Consider the following 18,318-nt stretch of genomic DNA (forward strand, 5'->3'; position numbering starts at 1 on the left):
TAGCCAAAATGCCTAATTACCAGCCTTTAACTTTTCAGCCTTAGCGATCGCTTCTTCGATGTTGCCAACGAGGTAGAAAGCTTGCTCAGGGAGGTCGTCAAGTTCACCCTTCAGGATGCGATCGAATCCACTGATGCTTTCTTCAAGGGTGACATACTTACCAGGAGAACCTGTAAATACTTCGGCAACGAAGAAAGGCTGAGACAAGAAACGCTCAATTCTACGAGCGCGGGCAACAGCCAATTTGTCATCTTCAGAAAGTTCATCTAGACCCAAGATAGCGATGATATCTTGAAGTTCTTTGTAACGCTGAAGAATTGCTTGTACACCACGAGCAACGCGGTAATGCTCGTCACTTACGATACCTGGTTGCAGCATGGTCGAAGAAGAATCAAGCGGATCAACTGCGGGGTAAATACCTTTAGAAGCCAAACCACGAGACAACGCAGTTGTTGCATCAAGGTGAGCAAATGTGGCAGCAGGAGCAGGATCAGTAAAGTCATCCGCAGGTACATAAACCGCTTGTACGGAGGTAATCGAACCTTCGGTGGTTGATGTAATGCGCTCTTGTAAAGCACCCATATCTGTTGCGAGAGTTGGCTGATATCCTACAGCCGATGGCATCCGACCGAGTAGTGCCGATACCTCAGAACCAGCTTGAGTGAAGCGGAAAATATTGTCGATGAACAACAATACGTCTTGCTTGGACACATCGCGGAAGTATTCAGCCATGGTCAAAGCAGTTAAGCCCACACGCATACGCGCTCCAGGTGGCTCGTTCATTTGACCGTAAACGAGAGCGAGGTACTGAAGTACGCCCGACTCTTTCATTTCATGGTAGAGGTCATTACCTTCGCGGGTACGTTCGCCTACACCGCCAAACACCGACACACCAGAGTGCTTTTTGGCGATATTGTTGATTAATTCTTGGATTAATACGGTTTTACCGACACCAGCACCACCAAATAGACCAATTTTGCCACCACGACGATAAGGAGCGAGAAGGTCAATTACCTTAATACCCGTTTCAAATATGGATGGTTTGGTTTCTAAATCGGTAAATGCAGGAGATGGGCGGTGAATTGGGAATTTTTCTTCGGTTACAACGGGGCCTAGTTCATCGATAGGTTCGCCCAATACGTTAAAAATTCGACCTAATGTATTAGGTCCAACAGGAACGGAAATCGCTGCGCCTGTATCGGTTACACTCATACCTCTAACGATGCCGTCAGTGGTACTCATCGCTACAGCACGAACTTGGTTGTCGCCTAATAATTGTTGAACTTCACAGGTGACATTGATGTCTTGTCCTGCGGAGTTACGACCCGTGACGATCACGGCGTTATAAATTTCGGGGACTTTGCCACTGGGGAATTCAGCATCGACCACAGGACCGATGATCTTGGTGATGCGCCCGACGGATACTTTCTCTGCGGTTATTGCCATGCTTGCTGTTTACTCCAGCCTCTTAACTTAGAATCTAAAAAATTTGCAATGAAATGACGTGCAAGAAAATGCAGTAGGTCAAACTATAAGAGTTTAACTTTTTTTGCGATCGCATATAAAGCTAACTGCTTCTCAAAATATCATTTAATGGGGATCAAGCGATCGCGGGTTTGTGCAAAAGTTTGCTCAAATAACCTACGGGCTGAGATATTTGGCAATTTCGGCGACGGTGATGGGGGTATTGGTGGTGCTAGGCATATCGACAACTACTAAATAGCCATCTACCTTGCCTTTCCCAACGGTATTTAAGGCATCCAGAATCTTCGGCATATCTGCCTCGAGCAAGATTCCACGCTTATCATAAATTTCTAAGGCGGAAAGACATCCCAATGAGGCATTCCAATCAAAATTTTGGGGATTGACCAGCATCGCCTTACTTTGGAAGAAATCGATCGCTGCGCCACTGCCATGAATCCGAAACTCCGATCGCCCGACATTACCTGCCCAAAAGGTCTGCTGGATCGGGGTATATTTACGCCACGAAGGAGGTAAGAGGGCTTGATAGGCTTGGAGATTGCCTGCGAATTTACCCTTTTGATTGGGTAAGAATGCGTTAACACCATCCTCAAAAGGGACAAATAGATTCACCAGCGAAAACTGTCCGTAGGCGTGAAACACCTCGTCATCGGGCTGTAATGAGACCCCTTCCATACGGTAAATCCCTTGCGGAGTCCGCCCATTGGTGAAGTACCAGTCAAGATTGCGCAGGGATTGCAGTAGCAAGGGGGTTGACCATAGTTGCTTGCCCTGCATGACAAATTTACCATTGCGATCTTTAAGAATCGCCACACACAATACATCGCGATTGGGGCGACAGAGCACGTACATATGAGCCTGTTGCGGCGCAATTTGCCATTTTAATAGGTCAGAGAGATTGGGAAGGGTTGTGTTTTCATTGAGTTGGCGATCGCCTAAAACTGCTTGTAATGTATTTCTCAGGTATAAATCTTGTGACCAATTGGGAAAGCGTTGTTGCACCCTCAGACTTAGTTTTGCTATTGAAGAAGAATTGGGGCTATCTTGCCCTGTCTTGGCTAGGGCTACTAGGGATAGGGCAACCCATTGGGGGTCATTGCTTGAGTTTACGGTGTTTAAAAAAGACTGTTGCAGTCTGCCATAGACCGCAGGCTTAATTCGATATAATTCCATGCCTACCTGCATCGCCGTATCGATAATCCCTTTTTGCGGATCGCTGAGATTCGGTGCTGTCGTCATTTGTAGGATGTTTTCTAAGGCTTGCACGGCATAATCTTTTTCGGGTGCTAATACGCCGATCGCCCATAGAGAATCTTGCCAATGGGGGGCATTGCTTTCGGTAAGAGGATATTTCTGGAGATCGAATCGGCTGGGATTCGCCTTTTGCACTTGATCTTGGATTTGGGATTTTCTTGCCGTCTCAGTAGCTTTGGGTTGATAAGCGCGAATTGCTGGGGTCTGAGCCTTTACGGTGGGTGGGGTAGTTGCCGAAACAACAAAAAAAGCGATCGCCGCTAAAGCACTGGACGTTAGTTGATACATAGAAATTCTTGTCACAAGAAAATAGGGAAAACGCAATGCGCTCTCCCTATTTTAGTATGGAGCTAAGCGGATTCGAACCGCTGGCCCTCTCAATGCCATTGAGATGCGCTACCAACTGCGCTATAGCCCCTAACCACTGAAAAAATTTAAATAATTTATCAGCTTGTCTATAATCGCTCAAATTGAGTTGTATGTCAAATGCGATCGCAAAATTTTTTTTATGGACTGGAAATCGGCATAACCAGTTGCATCTCGATCAAAAAATTAAATTTCTCCAGAGCTTGACTCTCCATCTGACTAGAGATTGTATAAGTAATAAGTAGCTAAGCCAAACCTAGAAGAGCGTACCGCCCGCGTAGCGGGCGGTACGCTCTTCTAGGTTTTAAGATGGTGTAGCCATTTTTAGTTTTGGTATTAATTATGCCCAGCTAGTTAGCGAAGTTGAAGCTGCTCTCAACTCATTTAGGATGGCTATAGATTTAATTGAGTTTTTGCTTGAATTTTTACTTGAATTTTGAGTGGGTTTTAGGAGGTCAAGCCCTAACTATGGTGATTACATCATCTCAGGAGCTATTACTCCAAATCGGTCAAGTTGCGGCTAAGAGTCAAGTTCCAATCAAAACAATTCGCTATTACGAAGAACTGGGCTTAGTAAAGTCTGCGGGACGTACCGAGGGAAAGTTTCGGTTGTTTGCCCCTGAGACGATCGCACGCATTGCTTTTATCAAGAGATTACAAAAATTAGGATTGAGCCTGCAAGAAATTGCTGAGATCTTGGCGGTTTATGATCGTGGCTTGACTCCTTGTGCGGAGATTAAGCAGCAACTAGAGCGTCAGATCCTAGAGATAGATCGGCGTATTACAGAATTAATGACTTTACGTAGTGAGATTAGTGAATTGCTAGAAGACTGGACACCCCACCCCAAAGCGATCGCTGGAGAGATTTGCCCAATTTTATAGCGATTTTTATAGCGGTTTTTATAGCCCCAGTTAACAATTTAGGGATCAAGAAAAAAATGGAAAAGATGACCATGCAACTGCGAGGGATGCATTGCGCCTCTTGCGCCACTAGCATCGAATCCATGACCAGTGCGATGGATGGCGTAATCAGCAGCAATGTTAATTTTGCGATCGCGCAAATAGCGATCGCCTACAACCCCAAAAAGACTAGCATCGATACAATTCAAAAAGCGATCGCTAATCTCGGTTACGAAGCACTCTTGCCAGATCATTCGGTTGATGCCTTGGAGATAGACAAGAAATTACGCTTAAGGGAATCTCAAGCCCTCATGCGTAAAGTTTGCCTAGGGGGTGTAGTTAGTGCGACTTTGGTAATTGGCTCGCTTCCAATGATGACAGGATTAAATATGCCGATTATTCCTGATTGGATGTCACAACCTTGGTTCCAACTTTGTCTCACTTTACCCGTGCAGATTTGGTGTGGTAGTTCTTTTTACATCGGAGCTTGGAAGGCTTTTAAAAATCACACCGCTACGATGGATACCCTAATTGCTTTAGGAACATTGTCAGCTTTTTCCTACTCTCTCACGGTCACTTTCAACCCTAACTTCTTCATTGTCCAAGGGCTACAACCTGAGGTTTACTACGAAGTTTCGGTGGTGGTAATTACACTCATTTTATTGGGCAAGTTATTTGAAAATCATGCCAAAAGTGAAACCTCCGAGGCTATTCGGAGGTTAATCGGGTTGCAGCCCAAAACAGCTAGAGTTGTTAAGGATGGAACCGAAGTCGATATTCCCATTGAGAATGTCCAGATCGGCGACATCATTCTCATCCGTCCTGGCGAGAAAATCCCCGTCGATGGGGAAGTGATCGCAGGGAGTTCCACGGTAGATGAATCCATAATTACGGGTGAAAGTATACCCATCGAAAAGCAAATTGGCGATCGCTTGATCGGGGCAACTATTAATAAAAACGGTAGCCTCCAGATGAGAGCCAGTCATGTGGGAAAAGATACCGTGTTAGCCCAGATTGTCAGCCTCGTCCAACAAGCTCAAGGCTCTAAAGCGCCAATTCAACGATTAGCCGATCTGGTAACGGGCTGGTTTGTACCTGTGGTGATTTCCATTGCGATCGTTACCTTCGTGATTTGGTTCGATGTGATGGGAAATTTAACATTGGCAACTATTTCCGCGATTGGCGTACTAATTATTGCCTGTCCTTGTGCCTTGGGGCTAGCCGCACCAACTTCGATTATGGTGGGTACTGGCAAAGGAGCCGAGCATGGCATCTTGATTAAAGATGCAGGTAGTTTAGAACTTGCCCATAAAATTCAGACGATTTTAGTCGATAAGACTGGCACAATCACCGAGGGTAAACCGACAGTGACGGATGTTTGGACGATCGATGGAGATAATAGTGAATTATTGAGACTGGTCGCAGCGGTCGAGCGCAACTCCGAACATCCTCTAGCGGAAGCAGTGGTGGCGCACGCGAAACAGCAGGGGCTAGATGTGCCTGATGTGGTTGATTTTAAGGCGATCGCTGGTAGTGGAGTGCAAGGCAAAGTTGGAAATGTCACCGTTCAAGTTGGCACGAGGCTGTGGATGGATGAACTGCAAATTGATACTGAGGTGCTCCATCAATATCAAAATGCTTGGGAAATGGGTGGTAAAACGGTGATTTTAATTGTGATCGATCGCGTAGCACGGGGATTAATTGGCATCGCCGATAGGGTTAAGCCCTCTTCTCATGCGGCAATCCATAGCTTACAGCGGATGAACATTGAAGTAGTTATGCTCACGGGGGATCATCTCCTCACGGCCGAAGCGATCGCCCGCGAAGTTGGGATCGAACGGATATTTGCCCAAGTGCGTCCAGACCAAAAAGCGGCAAAAATCCATGAATTGCAGTCCACTGGAAAAGTTGTGGCGATGGTTGGCGATGGCATCAATGACGCTCCCGCCTTAGCTCAAGCCGATGTCGGTATCGCCATTGGTACGGGCACTGATGTGGCGATCGCCGCTAGCGATATCACCCTAATTTCTGGCAATCTACAGGGAATCGTGACTGCGATTCAACTCAGCTGCGCCACTATGCGCAATATCCAGCAGAATCTCTTTTTTGCTTTTATTTATAACGTTGCAGGCATCCCCATTGCCGCAGGGATTCTCTTCCCTTGGTTTGGATGGTTACTGAGTCCCATTATTGCAGGTGGAGCTATGGCATTTAGTTCCGTTTCCGTAGTCTCCAACGCTTTGCGCTTAAACCGCTTTCGACCAAAATTTTAAAAGATCTGATACCCAAACTAAAAATCATGCTCAACATAAAATTGATCGGGATGCTCATTAGCCTCTGTCTCTTAACAGCCAACGCATTCCCAGCATTTGGGGCAATGATGGCAGAAAATTCAGCGCGATCGCCTAAATTCCAAAAAATTGAACAGCCTCTTCTGCTTAAAATTGGTCTCAGCGCTGGAGGAATTGCCCTCATTAGCGCTCAGCTATGGTGGTTTCTCGGTTACAAAAAGCAGTCAGTCCAAAAACTTGAAGTCCCTTCTTCTCAATCCAAGTAATGCCAATTCCCAAAATGGCATTGCCATTTTGGGAATTTCAAAACCTTATACCAAAGCTCAAAATGGCTATGCCATTTTGAGCTTTGAAAACCCTTACTGGGTTTGGTTTTTAATTCACAAAAGTGTTGTCACACTTTCGTGAATTGGCATAGCTGAGGATGGGAGAATCTTTACGCCACTGGTCTTTGATGAGAAGAGAATGGCGGCGCAAAGCGCTGCCATTCTCTTCTTGAGTTCTAATACCAATTCACGAAAGTGTAACGACACTTTCGTGAATTAAAAAACAACCCCAGTAAGGTTTTGAGATTCCCAAAATGGTATTGCCATTTTGGGAATTAGCATAATTTTCGCTACAGCTATAAGATAAGCCAGAGAGCGTACCGCCCGCGTAACGGACGGTACGCTCTCTGGCTTTGGGTTTTAATTATGCTTAGCTACTGAGATATCACTCAACCGCAAGAGAAGAACATCATTAAATTCTTTTTCTCACTTTCATGATTTTTCAAGTCAATGAATTAAGAGCTTCTACTATTATATTTTGTTATATTTTGCAAAAACACAAGCCCCTAATCTACTAATTTTAAAAGAACTATGTAGCTAGTCCAAAGCAACAATAAAACCACAAAAGCCTTAGCGCAACCGTAATTGCACTAAGGCTTTTTCTTTGTTTTTAATTATACATAATTATACAATTTACAAATTAACCGACTTGACAAGCAGAATATTATATAGTTTAGATCTGAGATAAATTATGACTTCAAAAAAGCATCCCCCCATTCCCAACATTATTTATCGACATGATCAATCCACGCAATATTTCCTATGGTTCGATTATTTATCTCATAATTCTATTCCTAGGATATACAGTTGTAGGATATATACTAGCCGCCTATAATGTTAATCTGCTTATTTTAATTGGAACTTATCTAATTACTTTAAGATTAGCGCAAACGGGAAGTTCTTCAATCAGTTTGGCGATCGCATGGATCTCTTTATGGCTGTGGGGTGGAGTATTTGTATGGGCAAAACCGCTTGTTTTAGGAGAGATTAACCCTCAAACTATCGCTTTATTATTACTATCATGTTGGATACATATCACCAGCATGATTTTCTTATTAGCATTTGCTCAGCCCAGAATGTATAGAATTGGATTAAACAAACAAAACTCTATTTATGGCTTAATCATTCTTGTTTGGTCGGCAATGAGCATCGGCTGGCATATTTACCAACGAATTTCACCATTATAACTAACCATAATTATAAGTAGCTAGATACAGTTAAATACAAAATCTCAAAAGCTACAGCACAATCTGTGCTTGTACTACAGCTTTTAATTCTGGGTTTTAATTATGCCCAGCTACTTATCCCAAATCCCAACATGGCTACGCCATTTTGAGCCTTGAAAACTCTTGCTGGGTCTTGTTTTTAATTCACAAAAGTGTTGTCAAATTTTTATGAATTGGCATTAAATAACTATTAGCAAATAAATATTATGAGCCAGATGCAAAGAAACTACAATTCAAGGGATGCTGATTATTATATGGATCAGATTCCTTTGCCAATTCTTGAAAAATTAGATGAAGAAGAAAAAGCTAATCTAAAATCAGTAATTAATACGGCAATCCCCCAGCCATCACCCAAGTTGATCGATCTACGCTTTGCGATCGATGTAATATTTACCCGCTACTTTGTTGTGTTAATGATTGGTAAAGATCGACGCAAACAACAAAGATCCTATGAAGTCAATGGTATTACCAAATTTGCTAATGTAGTCGCGGCAATCTTATTGATTATTGCCATGAGTTTACTCATCAGTACCGTTACAATTCTCATTCTATATCTAATTAAATCTGCCTTAGGAATAGATTTATTTAAAGGGCATATTACAAATGTTTTACTTAATAACCAAAAGTAATTAAGCTTAAAACCTAGAAGAGCGTACCGCCCGCGTAGCGGGCGGTACGCTCTCTGGTTTTGGTTTTTAATTATGCTGAACTACTTAACCAAGAAAAAAAGGAATTGAGAAATCCAGAAGATACCCAAATATTCTATAAAAAAGCGCACCCTTTGGGTACGCTTTTTTATGGATTTAAGAGATTCCCAATCATTGGAAACCGCTATATTTTGAAGTTAACAAAAAGCACCAAATCTACATGCGACCGCGCAGCATTTGTGCCATTTCGTTGGGCTTTGGAGAATTCTCAACGGCAGTTTCTTCCGTAATCCGACCATCTTCATACAGTTTATAAAGGGATTGATTCATATTCACCATTCCTTCGTAGGTACATTTAGGAATGATCGCTTCAATCTCATCCACCTCACCACGCTTGATATAGTCACGTACAGCATCGGTATTGATCATGATTTCATGAACCGCCGCCCGCTTCCCATCCGTAGTGCGAACCAATGACTGGGCAATAACTCCCACCAATGACTCTGCAACCTGAATTCGCATTGGGCTCTGTTGCTCTGGTTCGTAGAGATTCAGAATCCGTTCGATGGTTTTTACAGCACTATTCGTGTGCAGGGTTCCAAATACTAAGTGACCTGTTTGAGCGGCTTTAAGGGCTGTATTTACAGTTTCTTTATCGCGCATTTCCCCAATCAGAATGATGTCGGGATCTTCACGTAAAGCTGCCTTTAGCGCATTATCAAACTTGAGAGTATGAATACCTACTTCCCGCTGCTTGATCAGTGCTTTTTTACTTTGATGTACAAATTCGATCGGATCTTCGATAGAAATTAAATGCTTCTGCATTTCGGTATTGATGAAGTCCACCATCGCCGCCAAAGTAGTAGATTTACCCGACCCCGTTGGTCCCGTTACAAGGATTAAACCTTTGTGCGTATAGCAAAGTTCACGGAATACTTCTGGTAAGCCAAGCTGATCGATTGACAAAATCTTTAAGGGAATTAATCGCAATACCATCGCTGGTCCTCGCAACGAATCAAAGATATTGATCCGACAGCGAGCAAATTCGTACTGGGTTGCACCATCAAACTCTAAAGTGTCTCGAAATTGCTGGATTTGCTTATCATCCATAATTTCGGTCAGCCAAGTGTCAAACGTCTGTTTGTCGGGAACAGGATATTGCTCCTGAGTCACCATTAACCCCCGACTCCGAAATCGCACTGGTTCGTTAACTCCAGCATGAATATCCGAACATCCTTGCTCGTGGGCATCTTTGACAATTTGAGCTAGGGTCGGCTGTCCCGAACTGCGCTGCAAAATCGACGGAACACCTAGTCCTGGCAAATTTGGAGGTGGACCTGGACGAATTGGTGGACGTGGGTTAGGAGGAGGTGGCACACTCGTCACTTGTGTATCTGTCGGAATCGCCATCTGGGCTTGACGGGCTGCTGCTGCTGCACGAGCCTGTTGAGCAGCTTGAGCCTGCTGTAGTTGCGCAGGAGTTAGCGCTGCGCGAGCTTGTTGTGCAGCCTGGGCCTGAGGATTGGGAGGTGCTTGAGGGTTGTTTGGAGGGGCGACACGCTGCTGGGCGGGTGCGGCAGGGTTAGTACGTGGCTGTGGCACACCGCCGCCAGAAGAAGGGGGCGGTACGGGAGGCATCCCAGATTGCGTCATAGTTGAACCTCGTTCTTAGTCAGTTTCTGCTATTTGACCTAGAAATAACCAATCCTGTTACTTAATAGGCTAAAAATATATTAGCCCTTGTAAATACTATCCTCAAATAATTAATGAATATTCTCAGTGCACTTCGATCTAAACCGAGTGCAGATAATCCTAAAGCTTCTAAGCAATCTACCCCCAAGCAAACTAAAGGCATTGAAATTAAGTCTCAACGTGAGTTGGACTATATGCGTGAATCATCTCGGATTGTGGCTACAGTCCTCAAGGAAATTTCGGAAATTATTGCCCCTGGTCTGACCACAATGGATCTTGATGCCCATGCTGAGAAGCGCATTCGCGAGATGGGTGCAGTTCCTAGCTTTAAAGGATATAGCGGCTTTCCTGCTAGCATTTGTTCCAGTATTAATAATGAAGTCGTCCATGGTATACCCAGTGCGAAAAAAGTAATCAAGCTGGGCGATCTTGTCAAAATTGATACTGGTGCTTTTAAGAATGGCTTTCATGGTGACTCTTGTATCACCATAGCAGTTGGTAATGTCAGCGAGAAGGCTGCTAAGTTGATGAGAGTTGCGGAAGAGGCTCTGTATAAGGGGATCGAACAGGTGAAGCCTGGCAATTGTATGCTCGATTTAGCGGGAGCAATTGAAGATCATGTGAAGGCTAATGGGTTTGCGATCGTTGAAGATTTTACAGGACATGGTGTAGGTCGCAATCTCCATGAAGAACCTTCAGTGTTCAATTTCCGCACGCACCAGTTGCCTAATGTCCGATTTCGTCCTGGAATGACTTTGGCGATCGAACCAATTTTGAATGCTGGCTCTAAGCGAGTGCGGATTTTGGCGGATAAGTGGACGGCAGTGACAGTTGATAACCAACTTTCGGCCCAGTTTGAACATACAGTTTTAGTAACCGAGACTGGTTATGAAATTTTCACCGATCGCACTAAAGTCTAAAATCTAATCGCGGCTAATCGTGGCTGAATCGCGTCCAATCGAGGTTAAAACCAATCAAAAAGCTTTGCGATGCAGAGCTTTTTGATAGAAAACTACGGGAATCTATGCAAAATATCTTTCTAGCTGGGTCTAGTCGTGGTGTTGGTCGAGAAATTGCCAAACTACTGCTAGAAAATGAGCCCCCACTGGTACGCTTAGTGGCACTACTCCGCAACCCAACCTATGCAGTGGAGTTGGAGGCTTTGGGAGCCAAGGTCATGTTGGGCGATGCCTTAGACAATCTGACCCTCGAAGCAGCGATGTCGAATTGTGGCGAGATTGATGTAGTCATTACGACTATGGGTGGCTTGCCCAGCGATCGCGGCGAACGTGCCGACTGTGAAGGCAATAAAAATTTGATTGACCTTGCGGTTAAGCGAGGAGTCAAAAAGTTTATTTTGGTTTCATCGATCGGCAGCGGCAATAGTGTGGTGGCGATCGCACCACAGGTTTTACAAGCGTTAGGGGCAATTCTCAAGGAAAAAGAAAAGGCAGAACAACATCTAGTTAACAGTGGATTAACCTATACGATTATTCGTCCTGGGGGACTGAAATCAGAAGCGGCAACGGGGAATGCGGTACTTACGGAAGATCCGACAATTTCAGGTATTATTCATCGTGCTGATGTCGCCCGCCTAGTTTGTGATTGCTTGAATTCTGACAGGGCAAATAATAAAGTTTTCTCAGCGATCGATCGCCATATGCTCTTTAAGCCAGTAAAGTTTGAAATATTCGATCTGTAATTTCAATCTGTAATTTCAATCTGTATAGCTATAGTCAGTAATGTTAGAACAAAAATCAAACCCAATAGATAGTTGCGGCGCTTTGCGCCGCAACTATCTATTGGGTTTGATGTCCTGACTTAAGTGAATATAGCTATAATTTCAATCTGTAATTTCAATCTGTAATTCCAATCTGTAATTCCAATCTGTGATGAGGTTATGCAGGAATATATTGTTAAAGCTGGGGATACTCTATCGGCGATCGCCAAACGCTTTTTAGGTGTCAATGGTGATTGGCGAGAAATTGCTCGCATCAATAACATTACCAATCCTGCAAGTTTGCAAATAGGGCAGCGATTGACGATCCCCACCACCTCAAGCCCTCCAATTACCCAAAGTCCTGAAGTTGCCATGGTCAGGAATACTCTACAGGCAGTCTATCCACCCAATAAAATTGCTATTTCTTTTACGACCGTTGGCAGTGATGTAATTGCCAAATTGCTAAATACGGGGCAACAAGAAGTTTTTGCTAAAACAAAAGATTTGGGGCTTTACCGCTTAGGGATCTTTAAACTGCGTGACTTTATTACCTACGGCTCTGGCTTACTCCAACAAGTACAGATGAGTCCATCGGAAATTAATGTCATGTTGGTCACTGCCGCTAATGAGGGCAGTCTTGATGCGATTAATACTTGGGACAATCAATACTTGAGCTTTGGCATATTTCAATGGACATTGGGAGCGGCTGGGCAACAGGGAGAACTACCTGCTTTTTTGAGCAATTTAAAAAGGCGCTATCCTTCCGAATTTCAATATTACTTTGGGCAGTTTGGAGTTGATACTGGCTCTTTAGACGGTAATACAGGTTGGCTCTCTCTCAATGGGACGCGTTTGGTAACTGAATCCGACAAAAATTTGATGCGACAACCAATTTGGGCTTTACGATTTGCGATCGCGGGTATGGATGCTCTCGTGCAATCAGTACAGGTAGTCCACGCTATTTCCAGACTCGATCGCTTTTATTTTACGCCTACCCAAACCTTGCAGGGATTTTCGCTATCCCAACTTTTAAGCTCAGAGTTTGGTGTTGCCCTTCTCCTCGATCATCATGTCAATCGCCCCAGTCATGTCATTCCCTGCGTTGCTGATGCGCTTTCGCGATCGGGGCTAACGCCCGCTCAAGTGGCTCAAGGCTCAGCCGATAACGAGGCGCTCATCATTCAGAATTATTTAACCCTACGCGAAACCTTTGGTGGTGCAAATGCCATGACTAAATCTCGTGAAAGGGCTGAACTAATCAGAAAAGAGATTACTACGGGTAATTTGTCCACCCAAAGGTTTTCCTTCCGCTCAAACCGCCAAGCAAGATCCTCCGCTTAGCTTTTTGCCGCTTGATGCATTGCCTTGCCAGGTACCTGTGGCTTCGGCTTCGCTCAGCCAACTTTAGTTGAGCGGAGTCGAAGCTAGATAACTTGGTGGGACATTTTTTATCTGCAAGAGCCAAAATACACTTAACGGCAACTTTAGCGACAACTTGAGATCTCAAAAACTCTCAAAGATATCAAGGTCTTATCTCAAACTGACTAGGTACTCTGCGCTCAGGAATAGAAAATTGCCCTGCTGTCTGGGGCAATATTTGCCCTCCCACAGCCTTAGGATACTTTGAGTCAAGTAGGCGTGAATCTCGGTCTTCCCATCGGCTCCGAATAGGACTTAGCTCTAATGGTGTCGATAATAGTGACAAACTACTCGCGTTATTTGCCAGAGGGCGATCAAAATTAGAATCGTAAGCGCGACTACTGATATAAACCTTTTGTCGCAACGCCGCAATTCTTAAAGCAATCCGCTCGTCAGCATCAGCGGAAACCATTAAAGGATCGCGCATTGAGTTATAAACGCGATCTACTCTTGTATATAGGCGTTTGCGATCGCTAACATTTGCCTTAGCGACATAAGCGGGTCTTCTTAAGTCACCGATCTCTTGCTTTACTTTTGCTTTCACCGTAGCGATCGCTTCTTCCTCATCAAGCAAGAATGAAGTTTTAGCATCGCTTGAACTTTGAGGAGAGGATTTTGTTGAATCACTTGGCTTAGATGCGGGGCTAACCTTTGGCAGTTTTATGCCCGCAGGCGAAGGATTGACCCCCTCTAAGGCTTGCTTACCAAATTTGTATGACACTAATCCGGCTACTGTACCTACGACTATCATGGCAAATAGCAATAGTAGACTGTAACTTAGTCTAAATTTCTTAGGTGACTTTTTTTTCTTGCGTAAGCGTTTTTCGGGTTGGGGTGTTGCCATCACAAACTTTTTTAGCTAATAATTGCTATCAGGCAACCTGCAAGGTGCTTCCTTGATAGCATATAATACTTACGGCTATAATCACAATATACCCAAGGTTGGCTGACTGGTAAAGCAAACGACTCATAATCGTTGATATGTCGGTTCGATTCCGACACCTTGGATAACTAAAACAGCTCAATATCGTAACGCACCTAAGCGGGTAGCCTACATTTATATAACCAAAGATAAGTAGCGGCGCGAAGCGCCGCCACTCATCTTTGGGATTTTGATTTCTAGCTAGGCGCAATTAAATATAAAACCCCAAAACCTGTAGCGCACGCGCAGCGTGCGCTACAGGTTTTGGGGTTTTATATTTAATTGCGCCTAGCTACTTATCTCTTGTGTTGCTATAGAAGAAAGAATCGGACAAGTGTTAACTTCCTTGCTTTTAAGCAAAGTAGCTGATTACAAAACTTTTCAGCATTGTTACGCTATTGGTTAAGTCGCGAGACATCTCTGTAATGGCAAAAGGTAATGGCAAAAGTATGAGGTTAAGAGATGCGTTCAATTCAATCTTTTTTTTCAGCTATTTTTAAACAGTCTTTAACATCTGCACTGATAGGTTTGTCTTTGATCCTTGGTGCTGGAGTAAGTGGTGGGAATGCTTCATCAGAAAATTTAACGATTGGATCAACGAGTGAGTTGGTCAATGATAAAACCTGTGATGGTACGGGGGGGATTTTGGCATATGCGGAGACAAAAGATTATGCTCTCTACATCTGTTCCGATCCTAAGGATATTTCCCAACCCCGTTATTATCGTAGCGTGAATAAAAATGGTACGCCTGGAGTGAAACTCAATGCGAGGACTTACAATCCCAATCAAGGTAGCTATTTTGAATTTCGCAACGGCGATTATGTATATCTACTCCAGATTCCTTCTGAAAATATTAAAAATCCCCAACTGGTAGTTGAGTTTCCTGATGGTTCGGGATATGAGCAAAAAATATCGCGGTTTTTAATGAATGGTGAAGCGCGATCGCCTATATCCAATAAATGAAAACAAATAAAAACAAATAAAAAAGTAAATAAAAAGGCGGTGCAATGGGCTGCCTTTTTTGCTAAATATGCTAGTATGTATACCCTGTCGGGGAATTAGCTCAGTTGGTAGAGTGCTGCGATCGCACCGCAGAGGTCAGGGGTTCGAGCCTCCTATTCTCCATTTTTCTTAATAGCAAGGGTAATCCTATGGCTATTTTTCCTAAACTTCCGCCAAAAGAAATTTTCACATTGCTTGCTAGTAATAAAAATTTATACTTTGCAAGACGGCGATTATGCTGAAGCAATAATATAGTGTCACTTTCCCGATTATTTCTAGTAATATTTTAGGCCAAAACACAAAGTAGAGGCTACAGATGGTATAAAAGAAGAGAAGCAAAAGAGGAGGCAAAATGGCAGGAGTATATAAGCTAGAGATCAGCGAAAGTGAAGAAGAGCTAAAAGAGATGCTAGGAAAACAAAAAACAGCATCAGATAAAGAAAGGGTACAGGTATTGTATTTGCTGAAAAGTAAGCAAGCAGGGACAGTCCAAATCGCCGCTCAACTAGTCGGTAGAAATCGAGTAACAGTGCAAGAGTGGTTGAAAGAATACAGGAAGGGAGGAATTAGCGGCTTACTAAGGCACAAGCCGAGAGTAGGGAGAAAGTCAAAAATCCCAGACTGGGCCCAAAAAGCATTAGACAAGGAATTGCAAAAGGAGCAGGGATTTAATAGCTACGGAGAGATACGAGAATGGTTACAAGAAAAACTGGAAATCGAAATCTCATATAAAAATGTGCATGACTTGGTGCATTCCCGCATGAAGGCAAAACTGAAAGTCGCACGCCCTTATAGCGCCAGCCACAACCAAGAGCAAGAGAGTGTAAAGTGAGATGTGTAAAGTCTGGGATATATGTAGAGAGATAATCAAGACACCCAATTACTAACACTAAAACTGATAAATATATGCAAAGAATTGCTAGATGAATTGCTGCAAGAATGCAAAACACCACCCGACCTATTCGGAGAAGGAGGAATCCTAAAACAACTAACCACCGCGTTGGTGGAACGAGCATTGGAAGCAGAATTATCCACCCATCTAGGGTACAAGAAGCATGAATCCAGACCAGAAGGACAAAGCAACAGTCGTAACGGCTATAGCCAGAAAAAAGTCCAATGTGACTTTGGTGTAGCTGAAATTGCAGTAAGTAGCCAAGCATAAGTAAACTTAAAACCTAGACGAGCGTACCGCCCGCGTAGCGGGCGGTACGCTCTCTGGTTTTGGTTTTTAATTATGCCGAACTACTTAATGTTAGGACAAAAATCAAACCCAATAAGGTTACTTTTAAAAACGTAAAACTGTGTAAGTTTTGCGAATCAAAGTCAAGTTCCCAAAAACTACGCGCCCGATTAGCTGACCTCATTGCAGCCTAATCTGTGCGGTATCTAGTTTATGGAAAGCCTCATTCTTTAAAAGGCGATCGCTTAGGTCAGTTTGCTGTATTTCTAGAAGGTGCTGAACGGCTTGTATTTGAACCAAGCAATGCTCAAATTCTATATAAGGAAGATGGCAGTATTGACTGGGTAAAAGTAACTGAAGTCTGCAAATAAGCCTGAGATTGTGAAGGAGTTACTACAACTTTTTGGGGTGGTTTCTCCTGATAATTGGGGAACTTGTTATGAACAAAAGCAGGTAGCCTTTCGCCGCACTCGCAAGGAGCAAAGTAATGTGGGTGCGATTTCAGCTTGGTTGCGTTTGGGTGAGATTGAGGCGGAAAAGGCTGATGTTCCTAAATATAATAAAGCCAAATTTGAGAAGGCGGTTCAAGAGATACGGAAACTGACGGTTTTATCTCAAGTGGAATTTATGCCGCCGATGCAGCGCTTATGTAATGAGGTAGGTGTAATTTTGGCGATTGTTCCTGCGATTCCCTGTGCTTATACGAGCGGAGTAGCGCGTTGGCTAAATCCTCACAGAGCTTTGATTCAGCTTTCGTTATATGGGAAACAGAACGATCGCTTTTGGTTTACTTTTTTCCATGAGGCAGCGCATATTTTGCTGCACGACAAGAAGGATATTTTTCTTGATGATTCTGGTCATGGCGATCGCCTTGAGTCGGAGCAGGAGGATGAGGCAAATGCTTGGGCAAGGGAGTTTTTAATTCCATCGGAGTATGATGCGGAGTTATCTAAACTGCGATCGCTTTTGATGGAGAGCGTCTTTTAATTGGGGTGGTTTTATTTTCTTCGGCAATTACAATAATGGCGCGGGTTGTCTGCAAGTTTGGCTTTTCGCCTAGCCATGTAATGCGATCGCCTTCAATGGCAACTTCATCACTTTTGAGCATGGTTGTTTATCTCCTTAGATTTATGCTTATTTTCTGTTTATTGATGAACTATGACTGAATCTCGTGACATTTCTATCAAAGAATGCTGCTCTAGCAAATCTACTACTTGACCTAAGTTTTTAATGAATAATGATTCCAGTTCTTTGTTGCTAATATTTCCTGTTGTCACTAGCAAAAGTTTGTAAGGTTCTTGATTAACATAAAAAGAATCCCAAAAATCGGAATCTTTGGTAATGACAATTCTCTGTTCACGAATTGAAATGGCATTGATTTCTGTGTCTGGCGTTGCGTTCTTGAGAGCTAATTCTTTTGTATGGATTGCATCATGTCCCATTGATTTTAAAAGATAGGATAATCGCACGGGTAATTGAGCATCAATGAGAAATTTCATGCGAGAACCTTGTGGATGCTCTTTACTTGGCTAAGTTTTGTGGCATAGGCGAGGACTGCAAAAATATCATCTCGCTCTAGATCGTCATAGTCTTCTAGGATTTCTTCGGTGGTCATGCCTGAACTGAGGAGTTCTAAGATCATCTCGACGGGATAGCGCAAACCTCTGATGCAGGGCTTGCCATGACAGATATTCCAGTCTATGGTGATGCGTTGTAATAGCATATCTAGATATTTCTTGTTGAATTGGTTAAAACGATTTTACTCTGGTTACATAGAAAGAGATTTTTCAAATTCTTGTTTTTTGCTAGAGATTAAAGGTAAGAATTCAGGTAAGAATAGGAATGAGAGAAATAGAAGAAGGATCAATTAAAGCTTGACGGAAAAAATCAA

The 18,318-nt window shown here is 43.4% G+C and carries 19 protein-coding genes, 3 tRNA genes and 1 pseudogene; 15 read left to right on the plus strand and 8 right to left on the minus strand.

Annotation, left to right across the window (positions count from 1 at the left end):
• Positions 1-12: 12 nt before the first annotated feature.
• From atpD to PSE7429_RS00935, 3 genes are all read right to left on the minus strand, one after another.
• Positions 13-1,446, minus strand: a complete 1,434-nt coding sequence (gene atpD, locus PSE7429_RS00925; RefSeq protein WP_009625152.1) for a F0F1 ATP synthase subunit beta — start codon at positions 1,444-1,446, stop codon at positions 13-15.
• 195 nt (positions 1,447-1,641) lie between these two features.
• Entirely contained in the window at positions 1,642-3,024 is a 1,383-nt protein-coding gene (locus PSE7429_RS00930; protein ID WP_009625153.1) for a hypothetical protein, read from the minus strand.
• A gap of 57 nt (positions 3,025-3,081) precedes the next feature.
• Positions 3,082-3,154, minus strand: a tRNA-Ala gene (locus tag PSE7429_RS00935).
• A 416-nt stretch (positions 3,155-3,570) separates the two neighbouring features.
• Here PSE7429_RS00935 and PSE7429_RS00940 point away from each other — a divergent pair.
• From PSE7429_RS00940 to PSE7429_RS00960, 5 genes are all read left to right on the plus strand, one after another.
• The gene (locus PSE7429_RS00940) at positions 3,571-3,984 is read left to right on the plus strand and encodes a heavy metal-responsive transcriptional regulator (RefSeq protein ID WP_009625154.1); all 414 of its coding nucleotides are present in this window, start codon (positions 3,571-3,573) and stop codon (positions 3,982-3,984) included.
• A 56-nt stretch (positions 3,985-4,040) separates the two neighbouring features.
• Positions 4,041-6,275 carry a heavy metal translocating P-type ATPase gene (locus PSE7429_RS00945; RefSeq protein WP_040686899.1) on the plus strand — a complete coding sequence of 745 codons (2,235 nt, stop codon included), beginning with the start codon at positions 4,041-4,043 and terminating at the stop codon, positions 6,273-6,275.
• 26 nt (positions 6,276-6,301) lie between these two features.
• Positions 6,302-6,559: a hypothetical protein gene (locus tag PSE7429_RS25865; protein WP_009625156.1), complete on the plus strand. Its 258-nt coding sequence runs from the start codon at positions 6,302-6,304 to the stop codon at positions 6,557-6,559.
• A 797-nt stretch (positions 6,560-7,356) separates the two neighbouring features.
• Positions 7,357-7,806 (plus strand): hypothetical protein, encoded by a 450-nt coding sequence (locus PSE7429_RS00955; RefSeq protein WP_009625157.1) that lies wholly within the window; start codon positions 7,357-7,359, stop codon positions 7,804-7,806.
• Between the two features lie 293 nt (positions 7,807-8,099).
• Positions 8,100-8,474, plus strand: a complete 375-nt coding sequence (locus tag PSE7429_RS00960) for a hypothetical protein (RefSeq protein ID WP_144052471.1) — start codon at positions 8,100-8,102, stop codon at positions 8,472-8,474.
• 234 nt (positions 8,475-8,708) lie between these two features.
• Here the strand turns inward: PSE7429_RS00960 and PSE7429_RS00965 are convergent, their stop codons facing one another.
• Positions 8,709-10,145, minus strand: coding sequence for a type IV pilus twitching motility protein PilT (locus PSE7429_RS00965; protein WP_009625159.1), 1,437 nt, complete (start codon positions 10,143-10,145; stop codon positions 8,709-8,711).
• A gap of 113 nt (positions 10,146-10,258) precedes the next feature.
• Here PSE7429_RS00965 and map point away from each other — a divergent pair, with 113 nt between their 5' ends.
• From map to PSE7429_RS00980, 3 genes are all read left to right on the plus strand, one after another.
• Positions 10,259-11,104 carry a type I methionyl aminopeptidase gene (map, locus tag PSE7429_RS00970; protein WP_009625160.1) on the plus strand — a complete coding sequence of 282 codons (846 nt, stop codon included), beginning with the start codon at positions 10,259-10,261 and terminating at the stop codon, positions 11,102-11,104.
• Between the two features lie 104 nt (positions 11,105-11,208).
• Complete coding sequence (locus PSE7429_RS00975) at positions 11,209-11,886, plus strand: SDR family oxidoreductase (protein WP_009625161.1); 678 nt, start codon at positions 11,209-11,211, stop codon at positions 11,884-11,886.
• A 198-nt stretch (positions 11,887-12,084) separates the two neighbouring features.
• The gene (locus tag PSE7429_RS00980; RefSeq protein WP_009625162.1) at positions 12,085-13,245 is read left to right on the plus strand and encodes a LysM peptidoglycan-binding domain-containing protein; all 1,161 of its coding nucleotides are present in this window, start codon (positions 12,085-12,087) and stop codon (positions 13,243-13,245) included.
• Between the two features lie 181 nt (positions 13,246-13,426).
• Here the strand turns inward: PSE7429_RS00980 and PSE7429_RS00985 are convergent, their stop codons facing one another.
• Positions 13,427-14,044, minus strand: coding sequence for a hypothetical protein (locus tag PSE7429_RS00985; protein WP_144052472.1), 618 nt, complete (start codon positions 14,042-14,044; stop codon positions 13,427-13,429).
• A 215-nt stretch (positions 14,045-14,259) separates the two neighbouring features.
• Between PSE7429_RS00985 and PSE7429_RS00990 the strand changes: the two genes are divergently transcribed.
• From PSE7429_RS00990 to PSE7429_RS01020, 7 genes and pseudogenes are all read left to right on the plus strand, one after another.
• A tRNA-Ile gene (locus PSE7429_RS00990) sits at positions 14,260-14,331 on the plus strand.
• A gap of 376 nt (positions 14,332-14,707) precedes the next feature.
• Complete coding sequence (locus tag PSE7429_RS00995) at positions 14,708-15,208, plus strand: hypothetical protein (protein ID WP_009625164.1); 501 nt, start codon at positions 14,708-14,710, stop codon at positions 15,206-15,208.
• Between the two features lie 89 nt (positions 15,209-15,297).
• Positions 15,298-15,370 (plus strand) — tRNA-Ala (locus PSE7429_RS01000).
• 229 nt (positions 15,371-15,599) lie between these two features.
• Positions 15,600-16,079 carry a helix-turn-helix domain-containing protein gene (locus tag PSE7429_RS01005; RefSeq protein ID WP_009625165.1) on the plus strand — a complete coding sequence of 160 codons (480 nt, stop codon included), beginning with the start codon at positions 15,600-15,602 and terminating at the stop codon, positions 16,077-16,079.
• Between the two features lie 66 nt (positions 16,080-16,145).
• Positions 16,146-16,394: pseudogene (locus PSE7429_RS01010) on the plus strand (transposase); the annotation flags it as partial.
• A 230-nt stretch (positions 16,395-16,624) separates the two neighbouring features.
• The gene (locus tag PSE7429_RS26795) at positions 16,625-16,798 is read left to right on the plus strand and encodes a hypothetical protein (RefSeq protein WP_009625167.1); all 174 of its coding nucleotides are present in this window, start codon (positions 16,625-16,627) and stop codon (positions 16,796-16,798) included.
• Positions 16,799-16,808: 10 nt separating this feature from the next.
• Positions 16,809-17,414 (plus strand): ImmA/IrrE family metallo-endopeptidase, encoded by a 606-nt coding sequence (locus tag PSE7429_RS01020; protein WP_009625168.1) that lies wholly within the window; start codon positions 16,809-16,811, stop codon positions 17,412-17,414.
• Here PSE7429_RS01020 and PSE7429_RS26135 read toward each other — a convergent pair.
• From PSE7429_RS26135 to PSE7429_RS01030, 3 genes are read right to left on the minus strand one after another with little or no spacing between them, the layout of a single operon-like run.
• On the minus strand, positions 17,377-17,535 hold the full coding sequence (locus PSE7429_RS26135) for a hypothetical protein (protein WP_009625169.1): 159 nt from the start codon (positions 17,533-17,535) through the stop codon (positions 17,377-17,379). The two genes, PSE7429_RS01020 and PSE7429_RS26135, sit on opposite strands and share 38 nt — an antisense overlap.
• Positions 17,536-17,572: 37 nt before the next feature.
• Positions 17,573-17,926, minus strand: a complete 354-nt coding sequence (locus tag PSE7429_RS01025) for a DUF5615 family PIN-like protein (RefSeq protein WP_009625170.1) — start codon at positions 17,924-17,926, stop codon at positions 17,573-17,575.
• A complete protein-coding gene (locus PSE7429_RS01030) occupies positions 17,923-18,150 on the minus strand; it encodes a DUF433 domain-containing protein (RefSeq protein WP_009625171.1) in 228 nt (75 codons plus the stop codon). The genes PSE7429_RS01025 and PSE7429_RS01030 overlap by 4 nt, the downstream gene beginning before the upstream one ends.
• Between the last annotated feature and the right edge of the window lie 168 nt (positions 18,151-18,318).

This window comes from Pseudanabaena biceps PCC 7429 (assembly GCF_000332215.1).
Classification (GTDB): Bacteria; Cyanobacteriota; Cyanobacteriia; order Pseudanabaenales; family Pseudanabaenaceae; genus Pseudanabaena; species Pseudanabaena biceps.

Bases quoted from the DNA above. Each gene is read 5' to 3' on its own strand.
- PSE7429_RS00975 (WP_009625161.1), top strand. From the start codon at position 11,209: ATGCAAAATATCTTTCTAGCTGGGTCTAGTCGTGGTGTTGGTCGAGAA.
- PSE7429_RS00940 (WP_009625154.1), top strand. From the start codon at position 3,571: ATGGTGATTACATCATCTCAGGAGCTATTACTCCAAATCGGTCAAGTT.
- PSE7429_RS00955 (WP_009625157.1), top strand. From the start codon at position 7,357: ATGATCAATCCACGCAATATTTCCTATGGTTCGATTATTTATCTCATA.
- PSE7429_RS00980 (WP_009625162.1), top strand. From the start codon at position 12,085: ATGCAGGAATATATTGTTAAAGCTGGGGATACTCTATCGGCGATCGCC.
- PSE7429_RS00965 (WP_009625159.1), bottom strand. From the start codon at position 10,145: ATGACGCAATCTGGGATGCCTCCCGTACCGCCCCCTTCTTCTGGCGGC.
- atpD (WP_009625152.1), bottom strand. From the start codon at position 1,446: ATGGCAATAACCGCAGAGAAAGTATCCGTCGGGCGCATCACCAAGATC.
- PSE7429_RS01030 (WP_009625171.1), bottom strand. From the start codon at position 18,150: ATGCTATTACAACGCATCACCATAGACTGGAATATCTGTCATGGCAAG.
- PSE7429_RS00960 (WP_144052471.1), top strand. From the start codon at position 8,100: ATGGATCAGATTCCTTTGCCAATTCTTGAAAAATTAGATGAAGAAGAA.
- map (WP_009625160.1), top strand. From the start codon at position 10,259: ATGAATATTCTCAGTGCACTTCGATCTAAACCGAGTGCAGATAATCCT.
- PSE7429_RS01005 (WP_009625165.1), top strand. From the start codon at position 15,600: ATGGCAGGAGTATATAAGCTAGAGATCAGCGAAAGTGAAGAAGAGCTA.
- PSE7429_RS26135 (WP_009625169.1), bottom strand. From the start codon at position 17,535: ATGCTCAAAAGTGATGAAGTTGCCATTGAAGGCGATCGCATTACATGG.
- PSE7429_RS00930 (WP_009625153.1), bottom strand. From the start codon at position 3,024: ATGTATCAACTAACGTCCAGTGCTTTAGCGGCGATCGCTTTTTTTGTT.
- PSE7429_RS25865 (WP_009625156.1), top strand. From the start codon at position 6,302: ATGCTCAACATAAAATTGATCGGGATGCTCATTAGCCTCTGTCTCTTA.
- PSE7429_RS00945 (WP_040686899.1), top strand. From the start codon at position 4,041: ATGGAAAAGATGACCATGCAACTGCGAGGGATGCATTGCGCCTCTTGC.
- PSE7429_RS00995 (WP_009625164.1), top strand. From the start codon at position 14,708: ATGCGTTCAATTCAATCTTTTTTTTCAGCTATTTTTAAACAGTCTTTA.
- PSE7429_RS01025 (WP_009625170.1), bottom strand. From the start codon at position 17,926: ATGAAATTTCTCATTGATGCTCAATTACCCGTGCGATTATCCTATCTT.